At 74.4% G+C, this 8637-nt stretch carries 5 protein-coding genes and 1 pseudogene; 5 read left to right on the plus strand and 1 reads right to left on the minus strand.

Annotated features, from left to right (window positions below; all coding sequences use genetic code 11):
• The 4 genes from EBN88_RS26395 to EBN88_RS26410 all read left to right on the plus strand — a co-directional run.
• Positions 1 to 2049, plus strand: a 2049-nt coding sequence (locus EBN88_RS26395; RefSeq protein WP_147472857.1) for an ATP-dependent Clp protease ATP-binding subunit, incomplete at its 5' end; no start/stop codon positions are given.
• Positions 2050 to 2227: 178 nt separating this feature from the next.
• Positions 2228 to 2794 (plus strand): NADPH-dependent FMN reductase, encoded by a 567-nt coding sequence (locus EBN88_RS26400; protein ID WP_233580983.1) that lies wholly within the window; start codon positions 2228 to 2230, stop codon positions 2792 to 2794.
• Between the two features lie 174 nt (positions 2795 to 2968).
• Entirely contained in the window at positions 2969 to 4054 is a 1086-nt protein-coding gene (locus tag EBN88_RS26405; RefSeq protein ID WP_122399561.1) for an ATP-binding cassette domain-containing protein, read from the plus strand.
• Entirely contained in the window at positions 4051 to 4926 is an 876-nt protein-coding gene (locus EBN88_RS26410) for an ABC transporter permease (protein WP_122399562.1), read from the plus strand. Before EBN88_RS26405 ends, EBN88_RS26410 begins: the two co-directional genes overlap by 4 nt.
• A gap of 90 nt (positions 4927 to 5016) precedes the next feature.
• Here the strand turns inward: EBN88_RS26410 and EBN88_RS26415 are convergent, their stop codons facing one another.
• Positions 5017 to 8367: an ATP-binding protein gene (locus EBN88_RS26415; protein ID WP_233580984.1), complete on the minus strand. Its 3351-nt coding sequence runs from the start codon at positions 8365 to 8367 to the stop codon at positions 5017 to 5019.
• 42 nt (positions 8368 to 8409) lie between these two features.
• On the opposite strand from EBN88_RS26415, the pseudogene EBN88_RS26420 reads away from it, so the two are divergent.
• Positions 8410 to 8637, plus strand: a pseudogene (locus EBN88_RS26420) (hypothetical protein); the annotation flags it as partial.

An 8637-nucleotide genomic window follows, 5' to 3' on the forward strand; every position in this document is an offset into this window, starting at 1 on the left:
GCCCAGCCGGGCGCGGGGGCGCGCGCTCCGGGCGGGCCCGGGGGCGGGCGGGGCGCGGGGCGGGCGTCGAACCTGGACCGTTACGGCCGGGACCTGAGCGCGCTGGCGCGGGACGGCGAGATCGACCCGGTGATCGGCCGGGAGAGCGAGATCGAGCAGACCATCGAGGTGCTGGCCCGCCGGGGCAAGAACAACCCGGTGCTGATCGGCGAGGCCGGCGTCGGCAAGACGGCGGTGGTCGAGGGCCTGGCGCAGCGGATGGCCGAGGGCGACGTGCCGGAGGTGCTGCTGGGGCGGCGGGTGATCCAGCTCAACTTCTCGGCGCTGGTGGCCGGAACGCGCTACCGGGGCGACTTCGAGGAGCGGCTGACGGGGCTGATCGACGAGATCCGCGCCCAGTCGGACGAGGTGATCGTGTTCATCGACGAGCTGCACACCGTCGTCGGCGCCGGCGGCGGGGGCGGCGACGGCGGCGGCGGCGCGATGGACGCGGGGAACATCCTCAAACCGGCGCTGGCCAGGGGCGAGTTGCATGTCATCGGCGCCACCACGCTGGAGGAGCACCGGCGTTACATCGAGAAGGACGCGGCGCTGGCCCGCCGTTTCCAGCCGATCCTGGTGCCCGAGCCGACCACGGACGACGCGATCACGATCCTGCGCGGGCTGCGGGACCGCTACGAGGCGCACCACCAGGTGCGGTACAGCGACGAGGCGCTGCTGGCCGCCGTCCAGCTCTCCGACCGCTATCTCACCGACCGGTTCCTGCCGGACAAGGCGATCGACCTGATCGACCAGGCGGGGGCGCGGGTGCGGATGAGCGCGTCCACGACCAGCGGCGACGTGCGGGCGCTCCAGCGCGAGCAGGAGCAGGCGCAGCGCGACAAGGACCAGGCGGTGGCCGCGGAGGACTACGAGCGGGCCAGCGAACTCCGGGACCGGCTCAGCGAGTTGGAGCGCCGGATCGAGGAGTCGGGCCGGCGCGGCCAGGACCGCGAACGGATCGCCGAGGTCACTGTGGACGACATCGCCGACGTGGTGTCGCGGGCCACCGGCATCCCGGTGAGCAGCCTCACCCAGGAGGAGCGGGAGCGGCTGCTGGGCCTGGAGAACCGGCTGCGGGAGCGGGTGATCGGCCAGGACGAGGCGGTTTCGGCGGTCGCTGACGCGGTGCTGCGCTCGCGGGCCGGGCTGTCCAGCGGCGACCGGCCGATCGGCAGCTTCCTGTTCCTGGGGCCGACCGGCGTCGGCAAGACCGAGCTGGCCAGGACCCTCGCCGAGGCGCTCTTCGGCAGCGACGAGCGGATGGTGCGGCTCGACATGAGCGAGTACCAGGAACGGCACACCGTCAGCCGGCTGGTGGGCGCCCCGCCCGGCTATGTGGGGCACGAGGAGGCGGGCCAGCTGACGGAGACCGTGCGCCGCGACCCGTACTCGCTGCTGCTGCTCGACGAGGTGGAGAAGGCGCACCCGGACGTCTTCAACATCCTGCTCCAGGTGTTGGACGACGGGCGGCTGACCGACGCGCAGGGCCGGCGGGTCAACTTCACCAACACGGTGATCGTGATGACCAGCAACCTGGGCTCCGAGGCGATCAGCGCGCGCGGGCCCCGGGCCGGCTTTGGCCGGGGGGCGGACGGGGATGAGGAGGAGCGCAGGGAACGCGTCCTGCGCCCCCTGCGGGAGCACTTCCGCCCCGAGTTCCTCAACCGGATCGACGAGATCGTGATCTTCCGCCAGCTCGGCAGCGAGCAGTTGCGGCAGGTCACCGACCTGATGCTCAACGAGACCCGGCACCAGCTGCACGCCCAGGACGTGGCCGTCACGTTCACGCCGGCGGCCGTGGACTGGCTGGCGGAGCGCGGCTACCAGCCGGAGTACGGCGCCCGGCCGCTGCGCCGCACCATCCAGCGCGAGGTGACCAACGAGCTGTCGCGGCGGCTGCTGCGCGGCGAGCTGACGCCGCACACGGCGCTGACGGTGGACGTCGCGGACGGGCGGCTGGACTTCCGCGCGACGGCCCCGGCGGATGCGGGGGCTGCGGGGACGTAGGGACCGGGAGGAGGAGCCGCCGGGCCGTCCCGCCGTCACGCGGCGGGGCGGCCCGAGGCCGTTCGCTCCCCCCTCGTGCGCGTCCGGGGCACACCGCTAGATCCGATCTGGCGGTGCGTCTCGCGCCTTCGGTGGTGAGAGGGCACGGACGGACGAGGGCCAGGGGAGGCGAGCGACGGTGGCACGTTCCACGGATGCGGCGGCGGAGCCGCTGCGGCTGGCGGTGCTGCTGGGCAGCACCCGCGAGGGGCGGATGGGCGCGGCCGTGGGGGAGTGGTTCCTGGGGCGGGCGCGGGGGCGGGATGATCTCCGGGTCGAGCTGGTGGACCTCGTCGACTACGCCTTTCCCGCGCGCTTCCCCGAGGAGCCCACGGACGAGATGTGCCGCTTCGCCGGCGCGATCGAACGGGCCGAGGGCTTCGCCGTGGTCACCCCCGAGTACAACTGGGGCTATCCCGCCTCGCTCAAGCAGGCCGTGGACTACGCCTACGACGAGTGGCACGCCAAGCCGGTGGGGTTCGTCTCCTACGGGCACGGCGCCTGCGGCCAGCTCGCGGCGGCGGGGCTGCGGCTGGTCTTCAACGAGCTGCGCTCGGTGACCGTGCGCAACTGCGTGGCCGTGGACCTGACCGGGCCGCTCGGCGGCCCCGCGCTGGAGCGCGCGGCGGAGGCGCTGCTGGACGAGCTGGTCTGGTGGGGCCTGGCGCTGCGCGAGGCCAAGGAGCGCCGCCCCTACGTGGGGTGAACGGCGCGGGGGAACGGCGCTGGTCGGGGGCCGTTGTCAGACCCTGCCCCTAGGCTGACCGCCTCACACACGGATATCGAAAAAACTTGCGAGCGGAGCGATGAGTTCTCCGTTCGGCCCCGGTCTACCGCACATCGACCGGAACACACGAGCGTCACCCCTGGAAGGACCGGAATGAGTGAGCGCAAGGGCGAGTTGGCGATCGAGACATCGGGACTCGTCAAGACATTCGGTGAGCTGCGCGCCGTGGACGGCGTCGATCTGGCCGTTCCGGCGGGCACCGTCTACGGCGTGCTGGGGCCCAACGGCGCCGGCAAGACCACCACCGTGAAGATGCTGGCGACGCTGCTCCGCCCGGACGGCGGCGAGGCGAGGGTCTTCGGCCACGACGTGGTGCGGGAGGCGGACACGGTCCGCTCCCGGGTGAGCCTGACCGGGCAGTACGCCTCGGTCGACGAGGACCTCACCGGCGCGGAGAACCTGATCCTGTTGGCCCGGCTGCTGGGCCACCGCAAGGCCGCGGCCAGGGAGCGCGCGGCGGCGCTGCTGGACGCGTTCGGGCTGACGGCCGCCGCCGACAAGCAGGTGAAGAACTACTCGGGCGGGATGCGGCGCCGCGTGGACATCGCCGCCAGCATCCTCAACACGCCTGACCTGCTCTTCCTGGACGAGCCGACCACCGGCCTCGACCCCCGTTCCCGCAACCAGGTGTGGGACATCGTGCGCGCCGTGGTCGCCCAGGGCACCACCGTGCTGCTCACGACGCAGTACCTGGACGAGGCCGACCAGTTGGCCGGCCGGATCGCGGTGATCGACACGGGCAAGGTCATCGCCGAGGGCACCCCGGGGCAGCTGAAGTCCTCGATCGGCTCGGGCTCGGTGCGGGTCCGGCTGCGCGAGGCCGACCAGCGGGAGGCGGCCCGCCGGCTGCTGGCCGAGCGGCTGGGCACCGAGGTGCTGCTGGACGCGGACCCGGTCTCGCTCTCCGCCCGGCTGCTGGTCCGGGAGGGCGAGAACGGCCCGGCCGAGCGCGCCTCGCTGGCGCTGGGCGAGCTGGCGTTCGCCGGGATCGTGGTGGACGACTTCGCGCTGGGCCAGCCCAGCCTCGACGAGGTCTTCCTCGCCCTCACCGGCAAGCCGACCCAGCCCGAGCGGAAGGCCGGCGAGGCCGCCGCCGAGCCCGCCTCGGGAAGCCCTCTGGGCGGTACCTCGACCATCGACCCGCAGCGGTCCGACGAGCAGAAGGAGAGCGTGGCATGAGCACCGCTACGGAGACCACCACCACCGGCGCCGGGCAGGCGCCCGAGGCGGCGGACGGCTTCGAGCCGGACCGCGCGACCCTCGCCGCCGTGCTGGCCCCGGGTCAACGGCCGCCGCGCCCCAGCGCGTTGGCCGCGTCGACGGCGTTCGGCTGGCGGGCGATGCTGAAGATCAAGCACGTGCCCGAGCAGCTCTTCGACGTCACGATCTTCCCGATCATGATGACGCTGATGTTCACCTACCTCTTCGGCGGCGCGCTGGCGGGCTCGACGAGCGAGTACCTCCAGTTCCTGCTGCCGGGGATCATGGTGATGAGCGTCGTGATGACCACCATGTACACCGGCGTCGCCGTCAACACGGACATCGCCAAGGGCGTCTTCGACCGCTTCCGGACGCTGCCGGTGTGGCGGCCGTCGGCGATGGTCGGCTATCTGCTGGGCGACATGTTCCGCTACAGCATGGCCTCGGTCGTCATCCTGGTGCTGGGCCTGATCCTGGGCTACCGCCCGGACGGCGGGCCGGTCGGCGTGGTGCTGGCGATCCTGCTGCTGGTCGGCTTCTCGTTCGCGTTCTCGTGGGTGTGGACGATGTTCGGGCTGCTGCTGCGCTCGGAGAAGTCGGTGATGGGCGTCAGCATGATGGTGCTGTTCCCGGCCACCTTCCTGAGCAACATCATGGTCTCGCCCGACACCATGCCCGGTTGGCTCCAGGCGTTCGTCGACGTCAACCCGGTGACCCGGGTGGTGGCCGCCGTGCGCGGGCTGATGGACGGGAACGTCGAGGGCAGCGAGCTGGGCTGGGTCTTCATCGCCTCGGCCCTGCTGATAGCGGTCTTCGGCACCCTGACCATGCGGCTCTACAACCGCAAGTAGGGCCCGTTGACGGGGGCTTGGCGGGGGCTTGGCGGGGCCCCGGGCGGGCACCGGCCCGGGGCCCGGGTCACCACCGGCGTCACACCGGCGTCACAGCCGCCAGGCGACCATCCGTTGTGGGTGGTAGCCGCAGGTGGCGCCGGTGGTGACGGCGGCCCTCAGGTGTTCGGCCAGCTCGGGGTGGTGCTCGTCGAGCCGCCGCAGGGTGTCCCTGATCCGGGCGGTGACGGTCTTCCGCGCCCGCTCGGCCTCGTCGCCCAGCCGCCTGGCCCGCCCGCCCAGGCCGGCCGCCGCGCGCAGCTCCGCGAGCAGCGCGGCCCGTTCCGCGTCCAGCCGGGCGGCGGCCTCGTCGTCGCCGCGCGCGTCGGCGCGGTCGATCTCCGCGTCGAGGTCGGTCAGCCGCCGCCGGTAGGCGGCCTTCGCGGCGTCGTCCAGCACCGGGTCGCCGCCCAGCGAGCGCGCCGCGACCAGCTCGGCGCCGCCCGCCGGGTCGAGCAGCCGGGTCGCCGGCACGTCCGAGCCGGGCCTGGCCAGCAGCTCGTGCAGGTCCCGCAGCCCCTTGGCCTGCGGCAGCCGCACCGTGCGGCCGGCGAACCGCAGCGTCCACACCGTGCCGTCGAAGCGGAACTCGGCCTCCTCGCCCGCCCGTTGACCCAGCCGTGGCCGGCCCTCGCGGACCGCCCGCACCCGCTCGCCGAGGGACCGCTCCAGGCCCAGCCGCTCGGCCTCGTCCAGCACCAGCCGCAGCAGCGCCTCGGACTCCTCCCCCGCGTCCGGCTCGCCCAGGGCCAACACCGCCTCGGCCTGCCGCAGCCGCGCCTCGACGGCCCACGGCGCGGCCCGCATCCGGTCGGCGGTCAGCGCGGCGGCGGCGAACCGTTCCACGGCCGCCGCCCAGTTCCCCAGGCCGGCCTCAGCCTCGCCCAGCCACAGCGCGAACGGGCCGCTCACATCGAAGCCGTAGAAGGACACCGCCCACTGGTCGGCGAACGGCAGCAGCGCCGCGCGCGCCGCGCGACAGCCCTCGGGATCGCCCACCGCCGCCGCGCCCTGGGCCCGGAACCGCAGCCACAGCGCCTGGACATGGCGCGGATAGCGCTCCCCGTCGCCGGCGGTCGCCAGCGCGCGGCAGACCGTGTCGGCGTCGCCCCGGTGCACGGCCGTGATCCCCTCCAGCAGCTCCGGATAGTGGTAGTTGACCTCCGGCATCCGCGCCAGCAGCTCGTCCACCTCGGCGAGCCGGCCCTGGAGCAGCAGCCGTGACCAGCTCAGCTGGAGCATGTACCGGTGGTACCAGCGGTCCCGCCGGTCCTGCCGGACCATCCCGGCGGCCTCGGCCTGGAGCCGTTCCGACTCGGCGAACGCGCCGTGCACCGTGGCGATCACGGAACGGTCGATCAGCGAGGACAGCTCGAAGCGCGGCCGGTCCTGGCGGGCGGTGGTGGCCGTGAACTCGCGCAGCTGCTTGAGGTAGTCCGGGTCGCCCAGCTCCAGCAGCGCCACCCAGCGCAGCGCCATCGCGACGTGTTCCAGCTCGGCGTCACCGGCGCGGCGGGCGACGGCCGTCATCTCCTCGGTGAGCACGGCGCGTTCGGCCGCCGAGCCGGGGCCCCAGATCGCGTCGTGCCGCGCCGTGAGGCCGAAGGCCAGCGCGTCGTCGTCCTGGCCGCGCCGGCCCAACACGGCCAGCCGCACGCTGAGTTCCCCGGCCAGCCGGTCCATCGCGGCCTGGTCGGACGGGGGTTGGTCGGACGGGGTCTGGTCGGGCGCTCCCGCGCCCTCCGGCGGCCGCCCCACGGCCGCGTCACCGGGCAGGAGCCCGCGATGGGCCCGGGCCAGCAGCTCGGGGAGGACGTCCCGCATCCGTCCGCGCCGGGCGGCGCGCGAGGTGTGGAGGGTCAACGCGACCCGCGCGGAGAGCATCGGATCGGCCAGCTCGTCGGCCTCGGCCAACACCTCGTCGAAGTACGGCCAGGCGGCGTCCCACTCGCCGCGCCAGGCCAACTCCTCGCCCAACTCCAGGCCCAGCAGTACCCGGCGGTGCGGGTCGGCGCGCGCCGCCAGCGCGTAGGCGCGCACCAGATGCCCGTGCGCCTCGTCGAACGCCAGCCGGGTGGTGGCGTCGGCGGCCGCCGCGCGCAGCAGCGCGAGGGCGTGCGCCGGCTCGACCTCGTCGCCGGCGAGGTGCGCGTGGCGCGCGAGGTCGGCGGGGACCACCCGGTCGGCCAGCGCCGGCTGTTGGTCGAGGGCGCGCACCACGGCGGCGTGGCGGCGGCGCGCCTCGGCCTCGTCCAGCTCGGCGTAGAGCGTCTCCCTGACCAGGTCGTGCGCGAAGGCGAAGCGGCCGGAGTCGCGCTGGAGCACCAGGCGCGCGGTGACGGCCTGTTCCAGCAGCCGGTCGGCGCGGGCGGGCGGGGTCGCGAGGCTGGCGGCCAGCACCTGCCGGTGGAACTCCCGCCCCAACACGGCGGCGTGGCGCAGCAGTTCCCCCACGGCGCGCGGCAGCACGGCCACGCGCCGGCGCACCACGTCGCGCACGCCGGGCGGGACCGCGCTGACCGCGCCACCGCCGTGCCAGAGCCGGGCGGTCTGCTCGACGAAGAACGGGTTACCGCCGGTCCGGCGGTGCACCTCGGCCACCAGCTCCGGCTCGGCGGCGCGGCCCACCGTGCGGTCGATCAGGTCCCCGACCTGGGCCTCGTCCAGGCCGCCCAGCGAGACCGTGGTCGCCCTGGCCAGCAGCGGCATCATGGCGTCGCGCGCCGGGTGGGCCGCGCCGTCCTCACCGCCCAGCTCCACCTCGGAGTCCCGATAGGTGCCCACCAGCAACACCCGTTCGAACCAGGTGTGTTGGGCGGCGAAGCGGAGCAGCCTCAGCGAGGCCGGGTCGGCCCAGTGCAGGTCGTCGAGCACCACCATCAGCGGGCGGCGCTGGGAGGCGGTGACCAGCGCCGTGGTCACCGCGTCGAAGAGCGCGAACCCGTCGCGCGCCGGGCCGTTCTCCTCGCGGTCGGGGTCCCGGTCGGGGGCGGGGTCGAGGTCGGGGGCCCGGTCGGGGTCGGGGGCCCGGTCGGGGTCGGGGGGCTCGGCGCCGTGGGCGACGACCGAGGGGTCGGCATCGGAGAGGAGCGCGCCGAGCGCGTGCGCTGAGGCGCGTTCCAACTCCTCCCACTCCCCCGGGTCGAGCTGCCGCCGCAGCATCCGGAGGACCTGCACCCAGGGCCAGTACCCGGGGGCGTTGTCCGCGTCCCAGCAGGCGCCGCCCACCACCAGCAGGCCCCGCCTGCCCGCCTCCCGCGCGGCCCCCGTGACCAGCGCGGTCTTGCCGATGCCCGCCTCGCCCGCGATCAGCACGAGGCCGCCGTGGCTGCTCACGGTCCTGGCGATCTCCGCGTCCAGCAGGCCGGAGGAGTGCTCCCGACCGATCAGCTGATCGAACACGTGTGCCTTCCGTTGTGTCCCGTGCTGTATGAGGATGACACAATGCTGCCTTCCACTCCTCGGATGATCGCCGACGCCCATGTCGAGACGCTTGCCGACCTCGACCCGGCGGTTGGTTCGGCGCTCGGCACCCGCCCCGGCGTCTCCGCGCTCCCGGACTACTCGCCCTCGGGGCTTGAGGCGGTCGCGGAGGCGCGGCGCGGGGCGCTGCGCGAGCTGGACCGCGCGGAGCGGGCGCCCGGCGCGGGGGCGGCTGGCGTGGGCGCGGGG

This window comes from Streptomyces triticirhizae (assembly GCF_003696235.1).
GTDB lineage: Bacteria > Actinomycetota > Actinomycetes > Streptomycetales > Streptomycetaceae > Streptomyces > Streptomyces triticirhizae.

What these genes read in the sequence shown, in the direction of transcription:
- EBN88_RS26410 (WP_122399562.1), top strand. Translation starts at nt 4,051, where the DNA reads ATGAGCACCGCTACGGAGACCACCACCACCGGCGCCGGGCAGGCGCCC.
- EBN88_RS26405 (WP_122399561.1), top strand. Translation starts at nt 2,969, where the DNA reads ATGAGTGAGCGCAAGGGCGAGTTGGCGATCGAGACATCGGGACTCGTC.